Annotated in this window: 21 protein-coding genes and 1 tRNA gene; 14 read left to right on the forward strand and 8 right to left on the reverse strand. The window is 72.0% G+C overall.

Annotated features, from left to right (window positions below):
• Positions 1-5: 5 nt before the first annotated feature.
• The 4 genes from J7E94_RS18655 to J7E94_RS18670 all read left to right on the forward strand — a co-directional run bounded on the left by J7E94_RS18655 (position 6) and on the right by J7E94_RS18670 (position 2,519).
• Positions 6-767 (forward strand): putative protein N(5)-glutamine methyltransferase, encoded by a 762-nt coding sequence (locus J7E94_RS18655; protein WP_374224463.1) that lies wholly within the window; start codon positions 6-8, stop codon positions 765-767.
• Positions 768-1,014: 247 nt separating this feature from the next.
• Positions 1,015-1,473: a helix-turn-helix domain-containing protein gene (locus tag J7E94_RS18660; RefSeq protein ID WP_215016776.1), complete on the forward strand. Its 459-nt coding sequence runs from the start codon at positions 1,015-1,017 to the stop codon at positions 1,471-1,473.
• A gap of 17 nt (positions 1,474-1,490) precedes the next feature.
• Positions 1,491-2,090, forward strand: a complete 600-nt coding sequence (locus tag J7E94_RS18665) for a hypothetical protein (protein ID WP_215016778.1) — start codon at positions 1,491-1,493, stop codon at positions 2,088-2,090.
• A gap of 90 nt (positions 2,091-2,180) precedes the next feature.
• Positions 2,181-2,519, forward strand: coding sequence for a DUF2516 family protein (locus tag J7E94_RS18670; RefSeq protein WP_215016780.1), 339 nt, complete (start codon positions 2,181-2,183; stop codon positions 2,517-2,519).
• A gap of 29 nt (positions 2,520-2,548) precedes the next feature.
• Here the strand turns inward: J7E94_RS18670 and J7E94_RS18675 are convergent, their stop codons facing one another.
• The 3 genes from J7E94_RS18675 to J7E94_RS18685 all read right to left on the reverse strand — a co-directional run bounded on the left by J7E94_RS18675 (position 2,549) and on the right by J7E94_RS18685 (position 6,769).
• Positions 2,549-3,871 carry a PP2C family protein-serine/threonine phosphatase gene (locus J7E94_RS18675; protein WP_215016782.1) on the reverse strand — a complete coding sequence of 441 codons (1,323 nt, stop codon included), beginning with the start codon at positions 3,869-3,871 and terminating at the stop codon, positions 2,549-2,551.
• Positions 3,872-4,573: 702 nt separating this feature from the next.
• A complete protein-coding gene (locus tag J7E94_RS18680; protein ID WP_251056863.1) occupies positions 4,574-5,623 on the reverse strand; it encodes a C40 family peptidase in 1,050 nt (349 codons plus the stop codon).
• A 324-nt stretch (positions 5,624-5,947) separates the two neighbouring features.
• Positions 5,948-6,769 (reverse strand): class I SAM-dependent methyltransferase, encoded by an 822-nt coding sequence (locus J7E94_RS18685; protein WP_215016786.1) that lies wholly within the window; start codon positions 6,767-6,769, stop codon positions 5,948-5,950.
• A gap of 239 nt (positions 6,770-7,008) precedes the next feature.
• Between J7E94_RS18685 and mshA the strand changes: the two genes are divergently transcribed.
• Both mshA and J7E94_RS18695 read left to right on the forward strand, forming a co-directional pair.
• Positions 7,009-8,391, forward strand: a complete 1,383-nt coding sequence (mshA, locus tag J7E94_RS18690; protein WP_374224464.1) for a D-inositol-3-phosphate glycosyltransferase — start codon at positions 7,009-7,011, stop codon at positions 8,389-8,391.
• Entirely contained in the window at positions 8,384-8,881 is a 498-nt protein-coding gene (locus J7E94_RS18695; protein WP_215016788.1) for a YbjN domain-containing protein, read from the forward strand. Before mshA ends, J7E94_RS18695 begins: the two co-directional genes overlap by 8 nt.
• 93 nt (positions 8,882-8,974) lie before the next feature.
• Here the strand turns inward: J7E94_RS18695 and J7E94_RS18700 are convergent, their stop codons facing one another.
• Positions 8,975-10,261, reverse strand: coding sequence for an MFS transporter (locus J7E94_RS18700; RefSeq protein ID WP_215016790.1), 1,287 nt, complete (start codon positions 10,259-10,261; stop codon positions 8,975-8,977).
• A gap of 151 nt (positions 10,262-10,412) precedes the next feature.
• Here J7E94_RS18700 and J7E94_RS18705 point away from each other — a divergent pair, with 151 nt between their 5' ends.
• Positions 10,413-11,171, forward strand: coding sequence for a phosphoglyceromutase (locus J7E94_RS18705; protein ID WP_215016792.1), 759 nt, complete (start codon positions 10,413-10,415; stop codon positions 11,169-11,171).
• Positions 11,172-11,255: 84 nt separating this feature from the next.
• On the opposite strand, the gene J7E94_RS18710 is transcribed toward J7E94_RS18705, so the two are convergent.
• The 3 genes from J7E94_RS18710 to phoU all read right to left on the reverse strand — a co-directional run bounded on the left by J7E94_RS18710 (position 11,256) and on the right by phoU (position 12,369).
• Positions 11,256-11,330: transfer RNA gene (locus J7E94_RS18710), tRNA-Trp, on the reverse strand.
• A 108-nt stretch (positions 11,331-11,438) separates the two neighbouring features.
• Positions 11,439-11,588: a hypothetical protein gene (locus J7E94_RS18715; RefSeq protein WP_167344738.1), complete on the reverse strand. Its 150-nt coding sequence runs from the start codon at positions 11,586-11,588 to the stop codon at positions 11,439-11,441.
• A gap of 103 nt (positions 11,589-11,691) precedes the next feature.
• Positions 11,692-12,369 carry a phosphate signaling complex protein PhoU gene (phoU, locus tag J7E94_RS18720; RefSeq protein ID WP_215016794.1) on the reverse strand — a complete coding sequence of 226 codons (678 nt, stop codon included), beginning with the start codon at positions 12,367-12,369 and terminating at the stop codon, positions 11,692-11,694.
• Positions 12,370-12,589: 220 nt separating this feature from the next.
• On the opposite strand from phoU, the gene J7E94_RS18725 reads away from it, so the two are divergent.
• Positions 12,590-13,834, forward strand: a complete 1,245-nt coding sequence (locus J7E94_RS18725) for a cell wall metabolism sensor histidine kinase WalK (protein ID WP_215016796.1) — start codon at positions 12,590-12,592, stop codon at positions 13,832-13,834.
• A complete protein-coding gene (locus tag J7E94_RS18730) occupies positions 13,831-14,511 on the forward strand; it encodes a response regulator transcription factor (protein WP_030387286.1) in 681 nt (226 codons plus the stop codon). The genes J7E94_RS18725 and J7E94_RS18730 overlap by 4 nt, the downstream gene beginning before the upstream one ends.
• Before the next feature lie 74 nt (positions 14,512-14,585).
• Here the strand turns inward: J7E94_RS18730 and J7E94_RS18735 are convergent, their stop codons facing one another.
• Positions 14,586-15,251 carry a copper chaperone PCu(A)C gene (locus tag J7E94_RS18735; protein ID WP_215016797.1) on the reverse strand — a complete coding sequence of 222 codons (666 nt, stop codon included), beginning with the start codon at positions 15,249-15,251 and terminating at the stop codon, positions 14,586-14,588.
• A 589-nt stretch (positions 15,252-15,840) separates the two neighbouring features.
• Here J7E94_RS18735 and J7E94_RS18740 point away from each other — a divergent pair.
• The 5 genes from J7E94_RS18740 (at position 15,841) to rlmB (ending at position 20,443) form a co-directional block, all read left to right on the forward strand.
• Complete coding sequence (locus J7E94_RS18740; protein ID WP_003953493.1) at positions 15,841-16,323, forward strand: CarD family transcriptional regulator; 483 nt, start codon at positions 15,841-15,843, stop codon at positions 16,321-16,323.
• A gap of 303 nt (positions 16,324-16,626) precedes the next feature.
• Positions 16,627-17,373 (forward strand): 2-C-methyl-D-erythritol 4-phosphate cytidylyltransferase, encoded by a 747-nt coding sequence (gene ispD / locus J7E94_RS18745; protein ID WP_215016799.1) that lies wholly within the window; start codon positions 16,627-16,629, stop codon positions 17,371-17,373.
• Entirely contained in the window at positions 17,363-17,860 is a 498-nt protein-coding gene (gene ispF / locus J7E94_RS18750; protein WP_215016802.1) for a 2-C-methyl-D-erythritol 2,4-cyclodiphosphate synthase, read from the forward strand. The genes ispD and ispF overlap by 11 nt, the downstream gene beginning before the upstream one ends.
• A 94-nt stretch (positions 17,861-17,954) precedes the next feature.
• On the forward strand, positions 17,955-19,376 hold the full coding sequence (cysS, locus tag J7E94_RS18755; RefSeq protein ID WP_215016804.1) for a cysteine--tRNA ligase: 1,422 nt from the start codon (positions 17,955-17,957) through the stop codon (positions 19,374-19,376).
• 95 nt (positions 19,377-19,471) lie between these two features.
• Complete coding sequence (rlmB, locus tag J7E94_RS18760) at positions 19,472-20,443, forward strand: 23S rRNA (guanosine(2251)-2'-O)-methyltransferase RlmB (RefSeq protein WP_215016805.1); 972 nt, start codon at positions 19,472-19,474, stop codon at positions 20,441-20,443.
• Positions 20,444-20,590: the final 147 nt, after the last annotated feature.

Below are 20,590 nucleotides of genomic sequence, written 5' to 3' on the forward strand. Positions count from 1 at the left end.
GGTATTTGACGACTCTTGTGGAACAACTGCGCGCGGCGGGCTGCGTCTTCGCGGAGGAGGAGGCGGACCTCCTCGCCGCGGCCGCGCGCGACGGCGGCCACCTGGCGGAGCTGGCGGCCCGCCGGGTCGGCGGTGAACCGCTGGAACACGTGGTGGGCTGGGCGGAGTTCTGCGGGTTGCGCATGGAAGTGGGCGCGGGGGCCTTCGTACCGCGCCGGCGTACGGAGTTCCTGGTGCGGGAGGCGGTGGCGCTGGCCCGGCCGGGGGCCGTCGTACTGGACCTGTGCTGCGGGGTCGGCGCCCTGGGTGCGGCGGTGGCGGCGCGGGTGCCGGGCGGGGTGGAGCTGCACGCGGCGGACATCGACCCGGCGGCGCTGGCGTACGCGCGGCGCAACGTGGCCCCGTACGGCGGCAGCGTGTGGGAGGGCGACCTGTACGGGCCGCTCCCCGAGTCCCTCCGGGGCCGGGTGGACGTGCTGGTGGTCAACGCCCCGTACGTCCCGACGGAGGAGATCGGCTTCATGCCGTCGGAGGCCCGGGACCACGAGCCGCTCGTCTCGCTGGACGGCGGCGCGGACGGGCTGGACATCCACCGCCGGGTCGCGGCGGGCGCCCTGCCCTGGCTGGCCCCGGGCGGCCACCTGCTGATCGAGACGAGCGCCCGCCAGTGCCCGTCGACGGCCGCGGCCCTGACCTCGGGGGGCCTGAAGACCCGGGTGGCCACCTCGGAGGAGTACTACGCGACGGTGGTGATCGCGGCGGCCTGACGGGCCGGAGCCGGCGCCGGGGCGCAGCCGGGCTGTTCAGCGCGGCCCGGTCGGCCGGCGGCCGGGGTGCGCTCAACCGGCGTGCCTTCCCCCCTGATTTGTTGTCCCCTTACATGTCGGCAGGTGTCCCGGCGAGGCGGAGCGGAAACGCTCGCGGGAGGTGCGAGGGTGGCGGACGGGACCGCGGGTGGGAGATGCCGCTAGCGCCCTGCTTGCAATAGTTAGCAAGGTTGGGCAGGATGGAGCCATGGCAACGCTCAACGTCGGAAACCTCGGCGAATACCTCCGTGAGCAGCGTCGGCAGGCCCAGCTTTCGCTGCGGCAGCTGGCCGACGCGGCGGGAGTGTCGAATCCGTACCTGAGCCAGATCGAGCGCGGGCTGCGCAAGCCGAGCGCGGACATCCTCCAGCAGCTGGCCAAGGCGCTGCGGATCTCCGCGGAGACGCTGTACGTGCAGGCCGGGATCCTGGATGAGCGGGACCGGGACGAGGTGGAGACGCGGGCCGTCATCCTCGCCGACCCGTCCATCAACGAGCGGCAGAAGCAGGTGCTGCTCCAGATCTACGAGTCGTTCCGCAAGGAGAACGCACTCGACGCACCTGTCGCAGCACCTGAGGCACCTGAAGCACCTGAGGCACCTGACGCAACCGAGGCACCCGGCGCGCCCGCCGACGAGACGCCGCCGAAGACGACGAACCGAATTTGATCCGGGAGGACCAGCACATGGCCATCGCCGATGACCTGAAGAAGACCCTCACCGACCCCACGCCGCTCTACTTCGCCGCCGGCACCGCCGACTTGGCCGTGCAGCAGGCCAAGAAGGTGCCGGGGCTCATCGAGCAGCTGCGCGCCGAGGCCCCCGCGCGCATCGAGGCCGTGAAGAACACCGACCCGAAGGTCGTGCAGGAGAAGGCCAGGGAAGCGGCCAAGGAGGCGCAGGAGGCGGTCACCGCCAAGGTCGCCGAGGTGCTCGGCGCGATCGACCCGAAGAAGCTCGGGGAGACCGCGCAGGACCTGGCGCTGCGCGGCGTGGGTGTGGCCGCGGAGTACGCGGTCCGCGCCAAGGAGACGTACGACAAGGTCGCCGAGCACGGCGAGCAGGCCGTGCGGGCCTGGCGGGGCGAGGTCTCCGAGGAGATCGTCGAGATCGCCGTCGCGGTCGAGCCCGAGGCGCGGACGGAGGCCAAGGACGAGTCGGAGGCCGAGCCCGAGGCTGCCGCCGAGTCCGAGGCCGCCGCCGAGGAGAAGCCGGCCGCCAGGAAGACCACCGCGCGCAAGAGCACGGCCAAGAAGGCCGCCGCCACGCCGGGTGGCGAGAGCTGAACCGCATGAGCACCGCCGGGCCGGGCACCCTTTGTGGGTCCGGCCCGGTAGCGTGGAAGCACAGCGGAAGATGAGAAGGCGGTCGAAGCGATGCTGATGAACGGGTTCGATAACGGGGTGCTCCCGTTGCTCGGGTTCGCCGTGCTGGCGCTCGCCGTCGTGGCCTTCGTGTTCGCGGTGCTGGCGCGCGAGGACGCGTACCGGGCGGCCGACAAGCAGACCAAGACCTTCTGGCTGGTCATCCTCGGCATCACCGTCCTGGTCGACGCCTTCCTGGGGATGCTCTTCCTGCAGATCGCCGGTCTGGTCGCGACCATCGTGTTCTTCGTCGACGTACGCCCCGCCATCAAGCAGGCCTCGGGCGGCGGTCGGCGCCGCGGCGGCAGCAGCAGCGACGGTCCGTACGGGCCCTACAACGGCGGACGGTAACCCTCCCGCACCTCCGGACCTGCTCCCCGTCAGCCCTCCGCGCGGGAGAGCAGGACCACGGCCACGTCGTCGGTGAGTTCGCCGCCGTTGAGGCGGCGGGCCTCGGTGACGGAGGCCTCCAGCAGGCTCTCGCCGCTCAGGCCGCGGTCCAGGTGGCGGTTGATCATCTCGACCATGCCGTCCTGCCCGAGTCGCTCCTTGCCCTCGCCGATCCGGCCCTCGATCAGGCCGTCCGTGTAGAGCATCAGGCTCCACGTGCCGCCGAGCTCGACCTGGCGGCGGGGCCAGCGGGCGCGGGGCAGCAGTCCCAGTGCCGGGCCGCTGTTCTCGTACGGGAGCAGGCGCGCGGGGCGCCCCGGCCTGGAGATCAGCGGCGCCGGGTGGCCGGCCAGGCACAGGCCCGCGCGCCGGCCGTCGGGGGAGATGTCGACCGTGCACAGCGTCGCGAAGATCTCCTCGCAGGGGCGCTCGACCTCCAGGACTTGCTGGAGCGTGGACAACAGGTCGTCGCCACACAGGCCGGCCAGGGTCAGGGCGCGCCAGGCGATGCGGAGCTCGACGCCGAGGGCGGCCTCGTCGGGGCCGTGGCCGCAGACGTCGCCGATCATGGCGTGGACGGTGCCGTCGGGGGTGCGGACGGTGTCGTAGAAGTCCCCGCCGAGCAGGGCCCGGCTGCGGCCGGGGCGGTAGCGGGCGGCGAAGCGGAGGTCGGAGCCCTCCAGGAGGGGGTTCGGGAGCAGTCCGCGTTCCAGGCGGGCGTTCTCCTGGGCCCGCAGTTTCGATTCTGCAAGCTTGTACTGGGCGATGTCGGCCCGCTTTCTCTCCACGGCGTAGCGGATGGCGCGGCTGAGGAGGCGGCCGTCCAGCTCGTCGCGGAAGAGGAAGTCCTGGGCGCCGACCCGAACGGCTTCGGCGGCGCGTTCGGCGTCGGCCTCGGCGGTGAGGACGAGGACGGCGTGGCGGGGGGCGATGCGGAGGACTTGGCGGAGGTTGGCGAGCTGGTCCACGGCGGTGGCCGTGGCCATGGCCGCGGCCGTGGCGGCGGCGGGGGTGCGGGGGCTCGCGTCCGGGAGCGAGAGGTCGAGCAGGATGCAGTGCACGTCGGGGGTGAGCAGCCGCTCGGCCTCGGTGAGGTTGCGGGCGGTGCGGAGCCGGATGCGGTGGCCGTCGGTGTCGAGGATCTCGGGGACGGTGAGGCCGCCCGCGGGGTCGTCCTCGATGACGAGGAGGGTCAGCGGGGTGGTGTGGGGCGCGGCGGGCGCCGCTGCGGTGGGCGGTGCGGCGGTGTGCAGAACGGCCTCACCGCTCTCCGTGGCCGGGGTGTCCCTCTGCCGCGGTACGGGTACGGGCATCGTCTCCGGTTCCTTCCCTCCCCCCGAGGGTGCGCTCGTCCGGGCGACCCTAGCGGTCCTGGGCAGGGGAGCGGAATGCCGTGGCCGGCCATGGCCTCCGTCATATGCCCTTATCGCGGGGGAAAATCGGCCTTACTGATGACCAACGTCACGGCGGGGGCGCCGCGCGTCCCGCCTAGCGAGACGTCCGGCGCGCCCTTTCGGTTGCCTCCGGCGCCCTTCTCACTCGGCCTCCGGCCCCCGCGCCTCAATCGTCGGCGGGGCTGGGTGGGTGCGGGCCGGTCGCCGGCGCGGCTCAAAGATTCGGGGCTCCGCCCCGGTCCCCGCGCCTCAAACGCCGGCGGGGCTGGAGATGTCCGGCGAGGCCTGGGGCACCCTGGGCTGGATTGCGCGGAGCGCAATTTCAGCCCGCCCGGCGATTGAGGGTACGGGCGCGCAGCGCACGTACGGGGGCCCGGGGCGGAGCCCCGGCAGCGGCGCCGCGCCTGGGCAGGCACCCCCGCACCCCAAGGGCAGGGCAGCGGCGCCGCGCCTGGGCAGGCACCCCCGCACCCCAAGGGCAGGGCAGCGGCGCCGCGCCTGGGCAGGCACCCCCGCACCCCAAGGGCAGGGCAGCGGCGCCGCGCCTGGGCAGGCACCTCCGCACCCCAAGGGCACGGTGAGCGGCGCCGCCCAGGGGTACGTCGAGCGACCCCGCAGGGGCTACGCGTCGGGGCGGACCACCGCCTTGATCGGCATCGAGCCCGCGCCCGCCATCGTCACGTTCCGGCCGGGCCGCGGGGCGTGGACCATCGCGCCGTCGCCCACGTACATGGCGACGTGGCTCGCGTCGTCGAAGTAGATGATCAGGTCGCCCGGCCGCATGTCCTTGAGCGCGACCTTCGGCAGCAGCCGCAGCTGCTCCTGCGAGGTGCGCGGGATGGTCCGGCCCGCCGCCAGCCAGGCCTGGGAGGTCAGGCCGGAGCAGTCGAACGCCTTCGGGCCCTCGGCGCCCCAGACGTACGGCTTGCCCATCTGCGCGGTGGCGTACTGCACGGCCCGCTTCCCGGCTTCCGTCGCCGCGCCGTTGACGTCCTTCATCGCGCCCGTCGACAGCCACGCCGTCTGGGCCTTGTACTGCGCTTCCTGCTCCAGCTGGATCAGCCGGGCCTTCTCCTCGGCCTCCAGCTTGTTCTCCAGCTCCTCCGCGGTCTTGATCTTCTGCTCGATCTGGTTCTTCGCGTCCTCCTGCTTGACGCGATTGGCCTCCAGCGTCGCCCAGTGGGCGCTCGCGTCCTGCGCGTACCGCTTCAAGTCGTTCTGCGTACGGTCCAGTTCGGTCAGCAGGTCCGAGGCGGCCTTCTCGCCCTGGCGCAACCGGCCGGCCCCGTCGAGGAACTGACCCGGATCCTCGCTCAGCGCCAGCTTCGCGCCCGCCGGCAGCCCGCCCGAGCGGTACTGGGCGCGCGCGGCGGCGCCCGCGCGGCTCTTCAGGGCGGTGATCCGCTCCTGGCCCGCGACGACCAGGTTGGCGATCGCGACGATCTTCTCCGACTGGGCCTTCACCTCGGCTTCGGCGAGGTTGTAGGCGTCGGTGGCGGCGCCCGCCTGGCGGTAGAGGTCCTCTATTTCCTTGCGGACCTGCTCCAGGGACTTGGCGCCCGGCTCCGGCGCGGGCGCGGCGGGCGCTGCAGGCGCGCCCGGTGCCGCCGGCGCGCCCGGCGCCGCGTGTGCGATGCCCGCAGCAAGGCCGGGTGCCGTCAGTATCGCCATCGCGCACAGCAGCACGAGAGCACTTGCACCCCGCCGTCGCCTATCGGCCCCCATGGTTCCCCCAGCCATCCCGCGTCAGACCCCAACGCTCCGCATCAGATCTGACTATTCATCAGTAACTTGTCTTCGCTTTCGGGATGGTGCCACGAGTCGATGAATTCCAACACCCTTGTGGATATCCTGCCGATCTTGTCCGCCCCATCGGACGCCACCGGATCACTCATCAGGAAGCTCATCGGGAGTCCGGAAACTCATCGGCCCCGCTGCCCCACCCTCACGACCCAACGGGCCGCCCCCCGCCACCGGTTCCCCGCCGCGCCCCGTTCACCCCGACGGGCGCAACGCCTCCCAGCGCACCGTCAGTTCCCCCTGACGCCACCGCCCCGGCCCGTCCGCCAGCGGCCAATCCCCGGACAGGGCCCGCGCCGTGCGGATCCAGCGCTGCCGCGCCCCGTACGAGGCGTAGGGAGCCGCCGCCGCCCACGCCCGGTCGAAGTCCCGTAGGAAGGCATGCACCGGCTCGCCCGGCACGTTCCGGTGGATCAGCGCCTTCGGCAGCCGCTCCGCCAGGTCCGAGGGGCGCTCAAGGGAGCCCAGCCGGGTCGCGAAGGTCACCGTGCGCGCCCCCTCCGGCCCCAGCGCCACCCACACGTGCCGCCGCCCGATCTCGTCGCAGGTCCCCTCCACCAGCAGCCCGTCCGGGGCCAGACGCGCGCACAGCCGCGCCCACACCTCCGCGACCTGCTCCTCGTCGTACTGGCGCAGTACGTTCGCCGCGCGGATGAGCGCCGGGCGGACGCCGCCGTCCAAGGGCACCTCGAAGCCGCCGTGCCGGAAGCTCAGCCCGTCCCGCTCGTACGGCTTCGCCCCCGCGACCCGCGCCGGCTCGATCTCGATGCCGACCACCCGCACCCGCGGAGCCGCCTCCCGCAGCCGCGCCAGCAGCTCGACCGCGGTCCAGGGGGCCGCCCCGTAGCCGAGGTCCACCGCGACCGGCGCCTGCGCGCGCCGCAGCGCCGCCCCGTGCGTGGCGGCGATCCAGCGGTCCATGCGGCGCAGGCGGTTCGGGTTCGTCGTCCCGCGCGTCACCGAGCCCACGGGGCGCACGGAGGCGCGGCTCGGGGTCGGGGTGCTGCGGGAGGCCATGTGCCGAGGGTAAGCGGAGGGCCCGCGCCGGATAAAAATCCGGCAAACGGAGGAGAAAACCGGCCACCCTGGAATGCGGGGGACGGCCATCCGGGTTGCACTCCTTGCAGGGCGCCGACCGCGCTCCTGTCGGCATGTCGTGCGTCTGTGCTCTGCACGGCGTTCCGGCCTCCCCGACGGCCCGCCAGTGTCCGCGCGGCCGGTCCGAGCGGCTTGTCCGAGCGAGAGGAACTGCTCCCTTGAGCCAGTACGTGTCCCGCTTCGGCGGCAGCATCAGCGGCCGGCTCGCCGCCGCCCGCGCCACCCGCCACGAGCCGCCGCGGCTGCGCCTGCCCGCCGTGGGCCACCACCGCAAACCCCGCCGCGTGGCCATGCTCAGCGTGCACACCTCACCGCTGCACCAGCCCGGCACCGGCGACGCCGGCGGGATGAACGTCTACATCGTGGAGCTGGCCAAGCGCCTCGCCGCGATCAACATCGAGGTCGAGATCTTCACCCGGGCCACCACCGGCGGGCTGCCGCCCGCGGTCGAGCTGGCGCCCGGCGTCCTCGTACGGCACGTGGACGCGGGCCCGTACGAAGGCCTCGCCAAGGAGGAGCTCCCGGCCCAGCTGTGCGCCTTCACCCACGGCGTGATGCAGGCCTGGGCCGGCCACCGCCCCGGCTACTACGACCTCGTCCACTCCCACTACTGGCTCTCCGGACACGTCGGCTGGCTCGCCGCCGAGCGCTGGGGCGTCCCGCTCGTGCACGCCATGCACACCATGGCGAAGGTCAAGAACGCCGCGCTCGCCGAGGGCGACACGCCTGAGCCGACCGCCCGCGTCATCGGCGAGACCCAGATCGTGGCCGCCGCCGACCGGCTCATCGCGAACACCGCCGAGGAAGCCGACGAACTCGTCCGCTACTACGAGGCCGACCCGGGCAAGGTGGCCGTAGTCCACCCCGGTGTGAACCTCGACCGCTTCACGGCGGGCGACGGCCGCGCCGCCGCCCGCGCCCGGCTCGGGCTGCCGCAGGACGCTGTCATCCCGCTCTTCGCCGGGCGGATCCAGCCCCTCAAGGCCCCCGACATCCTGCTGCGCGCCGTCGCCGTCCTCGTCGACCAGGACCCCTCGCTGCGCGGACGCCTCTTCGTCCCCGTCGTCGGCGGGCCCAGCGGCAGTGGCCTCGCCAAGCCGGAGGGCCTGCAGAAGCTCGCCGCGAAGCTCGGCATCGCCGATCTCGTGCACTTCCACCCGCCGGTGGCGCAGGACCGGCTCGCGGACTGGTTCCGGGCGGCGTCCGTGCTGGTCATGCCCTCGTACAGCGAGTCCTTCGGGCTCGTCGCGATAGAGGCCCAGGCCAGCGGTACGCCGGTGCTCGCCGCCGAGGTCGGCGGGCTGCCCGTCGCCGTGAACGACGGGGTCACGGGGATCCTCGTACCCGGGCACGACCCGGTGGACTACGCGCGCCAGCTACGGCGTTTCGTGGACGAGCCGGGGCTCGCGGACCGGATGGGCGCCGAGGCCGCGCGGCACGCGCAGTTCTTCGGCTGGGACACCGCCGCGAGCGGCACGGCGGACGTCTACACCGCCGCCATGCATGATCATCGCCGTCGCGTACGCTCCCACCATGGCTGACGCTGACACCGACACCGCCGCGATCATCGAGGGCGTCCTGACCGGTTCGGAACTGAGCTGGGAGAGCCCCGAGCCGGGCTCGTACGTCGTCCAGCTCCCCGGCACCCGCAAGCTGAGCACCACCTGCTCGCTCCGGGTCGGCCGGCATGCGCTGTCGGTCAACGCGTTCGTGATCCGGCACCCCGACGAGAACGAGGCCGGGGTCCACCGGTGGCTGCTGGAGCGGAACCTGAAGCTGTACGGCCTCAGCTACGCCGTGGACCGCCTCGGGGACATCTACCTCACCGGCCGCCTGCCCCTCTCGGTGGTGAACCCGGAGGAGCTGGACCGGTTGCTCGGCACCGCCCTGGAGGCGGCGGACGGGGCGTTCAACACCCTGCTGGAGCTGGGCTTCGCGAGCGCGATCCGGCGGGAGTACGAGTGGCGGGTGTCCCGTGGCGAATCCACCCGGAACCTGGACGCGTTCAAGCACCTGACGCAGCCGTCCTGACATACCGGCGCGGCGCCGTTGCCGGGGCTCCGCCCGCGCCCCGCGCCTCACTCGCCGGCGAGGCCGGGGGTGTCCCCGGCGGGGCTGGGGTGGCTACGCCTCGGCAGCGGCCGGGAGCGGCGCGGCGCCCGGGGCGGCAGCCGTGGTGGGCTTCAGGGCCTGGCCCGCGCCCGCGGCCTCCGGCAGGGTTCGCATCAGGAGCCAGTAGCCGGCGCCCGCGACCGTGCCCAGGGCCGCCGTCGTGCCCCACAGCCAGCCCGCGCCGAACCGGTCGATGACCGTGCCCGCCAGCAGGGGGGCCACCAGGGAGGCCACCGCCCACGACATCGTGTACATGCCCTGGTAGCGGCCGCGCCCGTGCAGCGGGGAGAGGCGGACGACCAGGCTCATCTGGGTCGGCGAGTTGATGATCTCGGCCAGGGTCCAGACGCAGACGGTCAGGGCGAGGACCCCGATCGAGCCGCCGAAGGCCGTGAGCCCGAATCCGTACCCCGCCAGCAGCGCCGAGATCACCAGCAGCTTCTGCGGTTCGCGGTGCTCGATGAACCGGGTGACCGGGATCTGGAGCAGCACGATCAGGACCCCGTTGACGGCGACGACCAAGCCGTAGTCCCCGGCCGAGAAACCCGCGGAGCCCATCGCCAGCGGGAGCCCGAACGAGCCCTGCATGAAGATCAGCGAGATCAGGAACGACAGCCCGACCACCCCCATGTAGCGCCCGTCGCGCAGCACCGTGCCCAGGCTGATCTCCGCCTCGGCGGCCACCTGCGCCGCATCGCCCTTCTCGGGCCGGGACTCGGGCAGCTTCACGTACACGAGCACCGCGCAGACCAGCGTGAGCGCGGCCTCGCCCAGGAAGCCGGCCAGGTAGCTGTACTGGGCCACGAACCCGGCCACCGTCGCCGAGACGGCGAAGCCGAGGTTGATCGCCCAGTAGTTGAGCGCGAAGGCCCGGACCCGGTCCTCGGGCCGGACGATGTCCGCCATCATCGCCTGCACCGCGGGCCGCGACGCGTTCGAGGTCATGCCGACCAGCAGCGCGACCGCCGCGATCGCCGCCGGATGTTCCATGAAGCCGAGCAGCGCGACGGACAAGGCGGTCGAGGCCTGCGCGGCCATCAGCGTGGGCCGGCGTCCGAGCCGGTCGGTCATCACCCCGGCGACCAGGGAGGAGATCACACCGCCGAGCCCGTGGAGGGCGACGACAAGTCCCGCGAAGGAGGCCGAGTAGCCGCGGTTGACCGTCAGGTACAAGGTCATGAACGTGGCGACGAAGGCCCCGAGCCGGTTGACGAGCGTGCTCGTCCACAGCCACCAGAACGCGCGGGGCAGCCCCGACACGCTCTCCCGGGCGGCCCGTCTCAGACTGGCAACGGACATAAGGAATCCCCCCGGATGCGTAAGTGCCTCTCTGGCTTCCCGCACGTTACGAGCGGGCGCCTTCCGGCGCCACTCAATTGACGAGCGCCGTCAATCGGCAGGGGCGGACACCGCGCGCGGCCGGTCCGGGGCGTCCATTAGGCTCGTACGCATGGCCGACGCACCGTACAAGCTGATCCTCCTCCGCCACGGCGAGAGCGAGTGGAACGCGAAGAACCTGTTCACCGGCTGGGTGGACGTCAACCTCAACGAGAAGGGCGAGAAGGAGGCGGTCCGCGGCGGTGAGCTGCTCAAGGACGCCGGCCTGCTCCCCGACGTCGTGCACACCTCGCTCCAGAAGCGCGCGATCCGCACCGCGCAGCTGGCGCTCGAGGCCGCCGACCGCCACTGGATCCCGGTCCACCGCTCCTGGCGCCTGAACGAGCGCCACTACGGCGCCCTCCAGGGCAAGGACAAGGCCCAGACCCTCGCCGAGTTCGGCGAGGAGCAGTTCATGCTGTGGCGCCGCTCGTACGACACCCCGCCGCCGGCCCTCGAGGACGGTACGGAGTTCTCGCAGTCCGAGGACCCGCGCTACGCCTCCATCCCGCCGGAGCTGCGCCCGCGCACGGAGTGCCTCAAGGACGTCGTCGTCCGCATGCTCCCGTACTGGTACGACTCGATCGTCCCGGACCTGCTGGACGGCCACACGGTGCTGGTCGCTGCGCACGGCAACTCCCTGCGCGCCCTGGTCAAGCACCTGGACGGCATCTCCGACGCCGACATCGCGGGGCTGAACATCCCGACCGGCATCCCGCTCTCCTACGAGCTGGACGCCGACTTCAAGCCGGTCAACCCGGGCGGCACCTACCTCGACCCGGACGCCGCCGCGGCCGCCATCGAGGCCGTCAAGAACCAGGGCAAGAAGTAGCTCACACGCACGGAAAAGCCCCCTGCCTGCGGTTTCCCCGCCGGGAGGGGGCTTTTCGCTGTCTGAGGGGCGGGGTGGCGGGGACGGAGCCGGCCGGGATCGAACCGGCGTCCTCGCGGTTTTGGAGACCGCGCGCGACGACCTCTGCGCTACGGCCCCGCCCCCGCAGGCATCGTAGAGGGTGCCGGTCAGCCGGACACGCGAAGGCCCCGGCCCGGGGTGTTCCGGGTCGGGGCCTTCGCGTGCGTCGAGCCGGGGTGGGCGGGGTCAGCCGCCGCACTGGCAGGGGGCGCCGGACTGGCAGCCGCAGCCGCAGCCCGAGCCGCAGCCGCAGGCTGCGAGCAGCGGGAGGCGCAGGGGCTCCGGCCTCGGCGGCTGCTCCTGCTCCGGGGTGATGGGGACGGGGGAATCGGGCATGGTTCCTCCTCGCAGGCGGGTACAGGGAGTTGTACTTGCCTTCGCCCCATTCATGCCCAGGGCCACCGGCGCGTCAACGGCGCATTGGGGCTCGCGGCAGTGCTCAGGCGCCCTCGACCTGAGTCGGCTGCTGGAGCTCGTCCGCGTGCTCGCCCGTCACCAGGTAGACGACGCGCTTGGCGACCGACACCGCGTGGTCCGCGAAGCGCTCGTAGTAGCGGCCCAGCAGCGTCACGTCGACGGCCGTCTCGATGCCGTGCTTCCAGCGGTCGTCCATCAGGTGCTGGAACAGCGTGCGGTGCAGCTGGTCCATCTCGTCGTCGTCCTGCTCCAGCTGGAGCGCCAGGTCGACGTCCTTGGTGATGATGACCTCCGCCGCCTTCGCCATCAGGCGCTGTGCCAGCTGCCCCATCTCCAGCATCGTGGCGTGCAGGTCCCGCGGGACCGCCGTGGCCGGGAAGCGCAGCCGGGCGAGCTTCGCCACGTGCTGGGCCAGGTCGCCGCTGCGCTCCAGGTCGGCGCTCATGCGCAGCGAGGTGACCACGATGCGCAGGTCGGTGGCGACCGGCTGCTGGCGGGCCAGCAGGGCGATGGCGCGGGCCTCCAGGTCGTGCTGCAGGTCGTCGACCTTCTGGTCGGCGGCGATGACGCTCTCGGCGAGCTTCAGGTCGGCGTCGAGCATGGACGTCGTGGCCCGCCCGATCGCGGAACCGACGAGCCGGGCCATCTCGACCAGGCTTTCTCCGATCGAGTCCAGTTCCTCGTGGTACGCGTCGCGCATGTCTCGTGTCCCTCTCTCGACCTACTACTACTGCGGTACTGCCCGGGGGCGGGCCGGGGCGGCCATCGGCCCCACGGTGACACGGTGAGCCGCGAACGCGTCCGACTCCGGCACCACAAGTGAATCAGCCCCGTCGTCAGGGTGAACTCTGGGCGACGACTGTTCGAGGTGCCACCCGAACGGCTGTGGAAGTGTCGTCGTGCCTGCTTAACCTGGATGCATGGACGTGAACGCGGCGGTCGCCGCAGCTGCAGCGATCGCCGGTCTGTGCACCGGTGTGATCGCCATGCTGGCGTTCCGCTGGAGCGAGCGCGACCAGGCCCGCCCCACCCGGAGCTCCATGCGCCCCGACATCAACGCGGTGCTCCCGCCCGGCGTGGACACCGTCCTCTCCGTGCTCCGCTCCTCCGCCGTCGTACTGGACGAGGGGGACGCGGTCGTCAAGGCCAGCTCCGCCGCCTACGCCCTCGGGCTCGTACGCGGCGGCAAGCTCGCCGTGGAACCCATGCTCCACATGGCCCGCGACACCCGCCGCGACGGGGAGATACGCCAGGTCGAGCTCGACCTGCCCCGGCGCGGCACCGGCCGAGGCGAGGCCCTCGCCGTGTCGGCGCGCGTGGCCCCGCTCGGCTCCCGCCTGGTGCTCCTCCTGGTCGAGGACCTCACCGAGGCCCGCCGCATCGAGGCCGTACGCCGCGACTTCGTCGCCAACGTGTCGCACGAGCTGAAGACGCCGGTCGGCGCGATCTCCCTGCTCTCCGAAGCCGTCATGGACGCGGCCGACGACCCCGAGGCGGTCAGCCGCTTCGCGGGCCGCATGCAGATCGAGTCCACCCGGCTCATCAACCTCGTACAGGAGCTCATCGACCTCTCCCGGGTCCAGAACGACGACCCGCTGGAGGACGCCGAGCCCGTACGCGTGGACACGCTGGTCGCGGAGGCGATCGACCGCTGCCGCCACACGGCCTCCTCCAAGCAGATCACCATGGCCGCGGGAGGCACCGCCGAGCTGCGCGTCTGGGGCAACCGCGGGCAGCTCGCCGCAGCCCTCGGAAATCTGGTCGAGAACGCCGTCAACTACAGCCCCGCCCGCACCCGTGTCGGCATAGCCGGGCGCAGGGTGGCGGCACCTGGGGGAGACTTGATCGAGATCGCCGTGACCGACCAGGGCATCGGCATCCCGGAAAAGGACCGCGAGCGCATCTTCGAGCGCTTCTACCGCGTGGACCCGGCCCGCTCCCGCGCCACGGGAGGCACCGGCCTCGGCCTTGCGATCGTGAAGCACGTGGCGGCCTCGCACGGCGGGGAGGTGTCGGTCTGGAGCTCCGAGGGCCAGGGCTCCACGTTCACCCTGCGCCTTCCCGAAGCGGCCGCATCGGCCCCGGTGACGGGCCCCGCACCCGCCCGACCCCTGCCTGAAACCGAAACAGCACCAGCCAAACCTGCCCCGGAGGTCCTTCCGTGACCCGAGTGCTCGTCGTCGAGGATGAGGAATCCTTCAGCGACGCCCTGTCCTACATGCTCCGCAAGGAGGGCTTCGAGGTCGCGATCGCCGCGACGGGGCCCGACGGGCTCGACGAGTTCGAGCGCAACGGCGCCGACCTCGTCCTCCTCGACCTGATGCTCCCCGGACTGCCCGGCACGGAGGTCTGCCGGCAGCTGCGCGGCCGCTCCAACGTCCCCGTGATCATGGTGACCGCCAAGGACAGCGAGATCGACAAGGTCGTCGGGCTGGAGATAGGAGCCGACGACTACGTCACGAAGCCCTTCTCCTCGCGCGAGCTGGTCGCCCGCATCCGCGCGGTCCTGCGCCGCCGCGGCGAGCCGGAGGAGGTCACCCCGGCGGCCCTGGAGGCGGGCCCCGTACGGATGGACGTCGACCGCCACGTGGTCACCGTCGCCGGCGGGAAGGTGGACCTCCCGCTGAAGGAGTTCGACCTGCTGGAGATGCTGCTGCGCAACGCGGGCCGCGTGCTGACCCGTATGCAGCTGATCGACCGGGTCTGGGGCGCCGACTACGTCGGCGACACCAAGACCCTCGATGTCCACGTGAAGCGTCTGCGCGCCAAGATCGAGCCCGACCCGGGCGCGCCGCGCTACCTGGTCACGGTCCGCGGCCTCGGCTACAAGTTCGAGCCGTAAACCGGCTGTACGAGGAGGGCCCCGGTCGCCGATGCGACCGGGGCCCTTCCCTTGTGTCTACGCCGCTCCGCGCCTCAGTGGCCCGCGGCGTGCGAGGCGCTGCCCGACGGGGTCCCGGACGGGGTGCCCGCGGCCGCGCCGGTGGCGGCGCCCGACGGGGCCCCGGACGGGGTGCCCGACGGGGTCGCCGCGGGGCTGCCGGAGACGGCGGGGCCGGCGGCCGGGGCCGCCGTCGGGCCGTAGCCCGCGTACATGCCGGTGGCCGGGACCACAAGGGCCTCCAGCTCGACGTCGCCCGTGCTGCTCAGCTGGAAGGTGACGTCCTGGACGTCGCCGTCCTTGGCGGCCTCGGCGCCGTCCTCGATCACGGCCGAGGCGTTGCCCTTGCCGCCCAGCACGAGGGAGCCGCCGGCCGGCACGGTGATCTTGCCCGAGCCCTCGGCCGGCTTCAGGGTGACCTTGCCCTTGCCGCCCCCGAGGGTGATGCCGTCGAGGGTCTGCGCCTTGGTGCCGGAGTTGAAGACGGTCGCCGAGACGGCGGCCGGGCCCTTCTTCTCCTTGCCGCCCTGGGTGATCACCAGTGCGTTCTGGATCTTGATCTCGCCCTTGGTGACGGCGGCGTTGTCCGGCTTGATCTGAAGGGTCTGCGCATCGCTGCCCGCACCGCATGCGGCCAGCGAGGCGATCGAGAACACGACGGCGGTGGCGGCGAGGGCGCCGCGTCGAAGGCTGCGGCTCACGGCGGCGGCAACTCCTTGGACGTACGGAACGGGCGGGGGGCTCTCGGAACGGCCGAGGTAAAGCCGCTCGAAGGGTGTGTCAGCGCGCTTAGGTTACCGAGCCGCCGCCCTGCCCCCGCACCCGACCCTCCGCAGCGCGGCGGCCGCCCTCGGCGCCACCCGCGATCTTGCATTCGCGCGCGGGTGGCGCCGCGCCGATCGCGGGGCGCCCGCATTCCGTCCGCCGCGCCCGCGGTGATCAATTCCCGGATTCCCCCGAACGCCGCTTCGTGATCAATTACCGATTGGGCCGGAACTGGATCCGTACGGGCGCCCGCCAGTCGAACGGAGTAGTTCGGTTTCTCGGCGCCGAACCCGGCAAAACGGGACGTACGTCACACTGGCGAGGGTGCCGGGCAGGTGTAGCGTGGCCCATTCGCCCGGTCCGCACAGCGCCCCCGACCTGCGAATACCCCCTTCCGCAAGCCCTTCGCAGCACGTTCCCGTTGCTGTTGTCAAGCCCTGAGATGTGCTCTGACCTGCGAAAACGCCATTCATAACAGTCAGTTCTCGTGTTACCCTGGATAGCCACGGAAGGGGTACCTGTCACATGACGTTCAAGGTTGGCGACACCGTGGTCTATCCCCATCACGGGGCCGCGCTGATCGAGGCCATTGAGACTCGCCAGATCAAAGGCGTGGACAAGACCTACTTGGTGCTCAAGGTCGCCCAGGGCGACCTGACGGTTCGTGTGCCTGCGGACAATGCGGAGTTCGTCGGCGTTCGCGACGTAGTCGGCCAGGACGGGCTGGACCGGGTCTTCGAGGTGCTCCGCGCACCGTATGCAGAAGAGCCGACGAACTGGTCCCGGCGCTACAAGGCAAATCTGGAGAAGCTCGCTTCTGGCGATGTCATCAAGGTCGCCGAAGTGGTGCGTGACCTGTGGCGTCGTGAGCGTGAGCGCGGGCTTTCCGCGGGTGAGAAGCGCATGCTCGCGAAGGCGCGCCAGATCCTGGTGAGCGAGCTCGCGCTCGCCGAGAACACGAACGAGGACAAGGCCGAGGCCCTCCTCGACGAGGTGCTCGCGTCCTGACGCGAGTCCCCGTTCGGTTCGAGTTCACCGAAGTTCAGCAAAACAGTGTGTACACAGTTGTGCCGCGGTGCCCGATGACAAGGCCTCTCCTCCACGAGAGGCCTGTTGCCGGGCGCTGCGGCATGTCTGTTTCCATCCATGCGTCTCACGGCCATGCATCTCACTGCCATGCGTCTCACTGGCGTGCCGGATCCGGGCAGCCTGCTCGACCGGTCGTCACGGAAGGGGCGAGGGCGTCGCACCCGGCACCCTTCAGGCCATACCCATGTCGGCCGAAGTCACAAACCTGGCTCGGAGCTACTGATGTCTGACGAAACGCGCCCCCACCGGACCGCCGCCGTGATCCCGGCCGCCGGCCGCGGGGTACGCCTCGGTCCCGGCGCCCCCAAGGCCCTGCGGTCCATCGGAGGCGTCCCCATGCTGATCCACGCCGTCCGCGCGATGGCCCGCTCCCGAGCGGTCTCCGTCGTGGTGGTCGTCGCCCCCTCCGACGGCGCCGCCGAGGTGCGCATGCTCCTGAACGAGCATGCGCTGCCCGACCGCACCGAGATCCTGGTCGTCCCCGGCGGGGAGACCCGCCAGGAGTCCGTACGCGCCGGGCTGCACGCCCTCCCCGCGGACGTCACCTCCGTACTCATCCACGACGCGGCCCGCCCGTTCGTCCCCGTGGAGACCGTCGACTCCGTCATCGAGGCCGTACGCGGCGGCGCCCCCGCCGTGGTGCCCGCCCTGCCGCTGGCCGACACCGTCAAGGAGGTCGAGCCCGGCGAGCCCGGCGACCCCGAGCCGGTCGTCGCCACGCCCGAGCGGGCCCGGCTGCGCGCCGTCCAGACCCCCCAGGGCTTCGACCTCGCCACCCTCCTGCGCGCTCACGCGGAGATCGCCGTCGACGGCGAGGGCGCCACCGACGACGCCGGCATGGTGGAGCGGCTCGGCGTCACCGTCGTGGTGGTCCCCGGCCACGAAGAGGCCTTCAAGGTCACCCGCCCGCTCGACCTGGTCCTCGCCGAGGCCGTTCTCGCCCGCAGGAGGGCCACCGATGTCTACTAGCCGGCCCCTGATCCCGCTCGTCGGCATCGGCACCGACGTGCACGCCTTCGAGACCGGCCGCGAGCTGTGGTGCGCCGGCCTGCTCTGGGAGGGCGAGGACGGCCTCGCCGGGCACTCCGACGGCGACGTCGCCGCGCACGCCGCCTGCGACGCGCTGTTCTCCGCCGCCGGCGCCGGCGACCTCGGCGCGCACTTCGGCACCTCACGCCCCGAGTGGTCCGGCGCCGCCGGGGTCACCCTCCTGGCGGAGGCCGCCCGTATCGTCCGCGCCGAGGGCTTCGAGATCGGCAACATCGCCATCCAGGTGATCGGCGTACGCCCGAAGATCGGCAAGCGGCGCGAAGAGGCGCAGAAGGCCCTCGCCGCCGCCGCGGGCGCCCCCGTCTCCGTCTCCGGCACCACCACCGACGGTCTGGGCCTCACCGGCCGTGCCGAAGGGCTCGCCGCCATCGCCACAGCCCTCGTGTACCGGACGAACCAGACCTGAAAACGCCCGGAGGCGGCACATCTTCGACAACAAAGGTGCCCCGGGGCCCCAAAGGGTCGCGGGGCACTGCTATGCGCGCACTACCCTGGATGCCGTGACTATTCGCCTGTACGACACCAGCGCCCGGCAGATCCGCGACTTCACCCCGCTCGTCCCGGGCTGCGTCTCGATCTACCTGTGCGGCGCCACGGTGCAGGCAGCCCCGCACATCGGGCACGTCAGGTCCTATCTGAACTTCGACATCATGCGCCGCTGGTTCACCTACCGCGGCCTCGACGTCACCTTCATCCGCAACGTCACCGACATCGACGACAAGATCATCAGGAAGGGTGCCGAACAGGGGCGCCCCTGGTGGTCCATCGGCTACGAGAACGAGCGCGCCTTCAACGACGGCTACAACGCGCTCGGCTGCCTCCCGCCCACCTACGAGCCGCGCGCCACCGGCCATGTGCCCGAGATGATCGAGATGATGCGCGGCCTCATCGAGCGCGGCCACGCGTACGAGGCGGACGGCAGCGTCTACTTCGACGTGCGCTCCTTCCCCGGCTACCTGGCGCTGTCCCGGCAGGACATCGACGACCTGCGCCAGCCCGCCGAGGAGGGCATCACCGGCAAGCGCGACCCCCGCGACTTCGCCATGTGGAAGGCCTCCAAGCCCGGCGAGCCCGACTGGGAGACCCCGTGGGGCCGCGGCCGTCCCGGCTGGCACCTGGAGTGCTCCGCGATGGCGCACAAGTACCTCGGCAGCGCCTTCGACATCCACGGCGGCGGGCTCGACCTGATCTTCCCGCACCACGAGAACGAGATCGTCCAGGCCCAGGCCTTCGGCGACGAGTTCGCCAAGTACTGGGTCCACAACGCCTGGGTCACCATGTCCGGCGAGAAGATGTCGAAGTCCCTCGGGAACTCGGTGCTCGTCTCCGAGATGGTCAAGCAGTGGCGCCCGATCGTCCTGCGCTACTACCTCGGCACCCCGCACTACCGGTCGATGATCGAGTACAGCGAGGAGGCCCTGCGCGAGGCGGAGTCCGCCTTCGCCCGGATCGAGGGCTTCTGCCAGCGCGTCATCGAGAAGGCCGGCGGGGCCGTCGAGCCCGCCGCCGAGGTGCCGCCCGCCTTCGCCGAGGCCATGGACGACGACCTCGGCGTGCCGCAGGCGCTCGCCATCGTCCACACCACCGTCCGCCAGGGCAACAGCGCGCTCGCCGCCGACGACAAGGACGCGGCCATCGCACGCCTCTCCGAGGTGCGGGCCATGCTCGCCGTCCTCGGCCTGGACCCGCTCGATCCCCACTGGGCCGGCGAAAACGGAGCAGACCGCGGCGAGACGGGTATGAAAAAGAGTGTCCACGGCGCCGTGGACACCCTCGTCCGGCTCGTCCTGGAACAGCGCGAGTCCGCCCGGGCCCGCAAGGACTGGGCGACCGCCGACGCCATCCGCGACCAGCTCCAGCAGTCCGGACTGGTCATCGAGGACAGCCCGGCCGGACCGCGCTGGACGCTCGGCCCCCGCTGAGCCCAGGCAGCTGAGCTTGGTGTGCTGCCCGGGCCTCCGGGCGGCACACTCTTCATACGTACATACCGCAGCATCAACGAAAACAGGTAGAAGTCATGGCCGGGAACAGCCAGCGCAGGAACCGCCGCACGTCCAACAAGAAGGGCGCGACGGTCGGCAGCGGTGGCCAGCGGCGCAAGGGCCTGGAGGGCAAGGGCCCGACCCCGCCCGCCGCCGAGCGCAAGGGCCACAAGAAGAACCGCGTCGGCAACGCCATGGCGCGGCAGGCCGCCAAGCGCCGCCCGGCCCCGCGCCGCGGCGGTCCCAAGGGCACCAGCGAGATGGTCGTCGGCCGCAATCCGGTCTTCGAGGCGCTGCGCGACGGGGTCCCGGCCACCACGCTCTACGTCCAGCAGTTCATCGACAACGACGAGCGCGTCCGCGAGGCCCTCCAGCTCGCGTCCGAGCGCGGCAACATCAACCTGATGGAAGCCCCGCGCCCCGAGCTCGACCGCATGACCAACGGGCTCAACCACCAGGGCCTGGTCCTCCAGGTCCCGCCGTACGAGTACGCGCACCCCGAGGACCTCACCGCCGCCGCCTACGACGACGGCGACGACCCGCTGATCGTGGCCCTCGACGGGGTCACCGACCCGCGCAACCTCGGTGCGATCGTCCGCTCCGTCTCCGCCTTCGGCGGCCACGGCGTGGTCATCCCCGAGCGCCGCGCCGCCGGCATGACCGCCGGTGCCTGGAAGAGCTCGGCCGGCACCGCCGCCCGTACCCCGGTCTCCCGCGTCACCAACCTGACCCGCGCCCTCCAGGAGTACAAGAAGGCCGGCATCACCATCGTCGGCCTCGCCGCCGAGGGCGAGCACACGGTGAACGACCTGGACGCGCTCGGCGGTCCGGTCGTCATCGTCGTCGGCTCCGAGGGCAAGGGCCTCGGCCGCCTCGTCGGTGAGAACTGCGACTACCTCGTCCGCATCCCGATGCCGGGCGGCGCCGAGTCCCTCAACGCCGGCGTCGCCGCCGGCGTCGTGCTCTACGAGGCGGCTCGCCGCCGCGCCGAGCGCGGCCGCGTCTGATCCACGCCTGCGGCTTGATCCACTTGGCTCACGGAAAGTGACCCGTGAGCGTGCCACCCCGCCCGTTGTGGGCGGGGTGGCTTGATCTTGACGGGTCTCGGACAGATCCCTGATGTCAAGGCAGTGTCCTAAACACTGATCACTCGG

The sequence above is a fragment of the Streptomyces sp. ISL-94 genome, assembly GCF_018614075.1.
Taxonomy (GTDB): Bacteria; Actinomycetota; Actinomycetes; order Streptomycetales; family Streptomycetaceae; genus Streptomyces.

What these genes read in the sequence shown, in the direction of transcription:
- J7E94_RS18660 (WP_215016776.1), top strand. Translation starts at nt 1,015, where the DNA reads ATGGCAACGCTCAACGTCGGAAACCTCGGCGAATACCTCCGTGAGCAG.
- J7E94_RS18665 (WP_215016778.1), top strand. Translation starts at nt 1,491, where the DNA reads ATGGCCATCGCCGATGACCTGAAGAAGACCCTCACCGACCCCACGCCG.
- J7E94_RS18670 (WP_215016780.1), top strand. Translation starts at nt 2,181, where the DNA reads ATGCTGATGAACGGGTTCGATAACGGGGTGCTCCCGTTGCTCGGGTTC.
- J7E94_RS18675 (WP_215016782.1), bottom strand. Translation starts at nt 3,871, where the DNA reads ATGCCCGTACCCGTACCGCGGCAGAGGGACACCCCGGCCACGGAGAGC.
- J7E94_RS18680 (WP_251056863.1), bottom strand. Translation starts at nt 5,623, where the DNA reads ATGGCGATACTGACGGCACCCGGCCTTGCTGCGGGCATCGCACACGCG.
- J7E94_RS18685 (WP_215016786.1), bottom strand. Translation starts at nt 6,769, where the DNA reads ATGGCCTCCCGCAGCACCCCGACCCCGAGCCGCGCCTCCGTGCGCCCC.
- J7E94_RS18695 (WP_215016788.1), top strand. Translation starts at nt 8,384, where the DNA reads ATGGCTGACGCTGACACCGACACCGCCGCGATCATCGAGGGCGTCCTG.
- J7E94_RS18700 (WP_215016790.1), bottom strand. Translation starts at nt 10,261, where the DNA reads ATGTCCGTTGCCAGTCTGAGACGGGCCGCCCGGGAGAGCGTGTCGGGG.
- J7E94_RS18705 (WP_215016792.1), top strand. Translation starts at nt 10,413, where the DNA reads ATGGCCGACGCACCGTACAAGCTGATCCTCCTCCGCCACGGCGAGAGC.
- J7E94_RS18715 (WP_167344738.1), bottom strand. Translation starts at nt 11,588, where the DNA reads ATGCCCGATTCCCCCGTCCCCATCACCCCGGAGCAGGAGCAGCCGCCG.
- phoU (WP_215016794.1), bottom strand. Translation starts at nt 12,369, where the DNA reads ATGCGCGACGCGTACCACGAGGAACTGGACTCGATCGGAGAAAGCCTG.
- J7E94_RS18725 (WP_215016796.1), top strand. Translation starts at nt 12,590, where the DNA reads ATGGACGTGAACGCGGCGGTCGCCGCAGCTGCAGCGATCGCCGGTCTG.
- J7E94_RS18740 (WP_003953493.1), top strand. Translation starts at nt 15,841, where the DNA reads ATGACGTTCAAGGTTGGCGACACCGTGGTCTATCCCCATCACGGGGCC.
- ispD (WP_215016799.1), top strand. Translation starts at nt 16,627, where the DNA reads ATGTCTGACGAAACGCGCCCCCACCGGACCGCCGCCGTGATCCCGGCC.
- ispF (WP_215016802.1), top strand. Translation starts at nt 17,363, where the DNA reads ATGTCTACTAGCCGGCCCCTGATCCCGCTCGTCGGCATCGGCACCGAC.
- rlmB (WP_215016805.1), top strand. Translation starts at nt 19,472, where the DNA reads ATGGCCGGGAACAGCCAGCGCAGGAACCGCCGCACGTCCAACAAGAAG.